This window comes from Bradyrhizobium uaiense (assembly GCF_010811875.1).
Lineage (GTDB): Bacteria > Pseudomonadota > Alphaproteobacteria > Rhizobiales > Xanthobacteraceae > Bradyrhizobium > Bradyrhizobium uaiense.
In genome coordinates, this window is record NZ_VKHP01001255.1 from 1 (window position 1) to 213 (window position 213).

At 60.6% G+C, this 213-nt stretch carries 2 pseudogenes; both read right to left on the reverse strand.

The window, feature by feature from the left end:
• Positions 1 to 106, reverse strand: a pseudogene (locus FNJ47_RS49525) (IS5/IS1182 family transposase); the annotation flags it as partial.
• Positions 91 to 213, reverse strand: a pseudogene (locus FNJ47_RS49530) (IS481 family transposase); the annotation flags it as partial. The pseudogenes FNJ47_RS49525 and FNJ47_RS49530, both read right to left, overlap by 16 nt.

Here is a 213-nt window from a genome sequence, read left to right on the forward strand (position 1 = left end):
CGAGTGGGTATTTGAGCGCGCGTGACGGGTTGTTGGGAATGACGGCGAGCGCGCCTTTGGCGGCGATGGCTTGGCGCAAGTGATCGGCGTCAGGTGAGCTTCGAGCTGATGGTGTCGATCGTAGTGATAGCGTTGGACGGTCGCTTCCTTGATGGTCCGGTTCATGCGCTCGACCTGGCCATTGGTCCAGGGATGCTTGATCTTGGTCAGCCG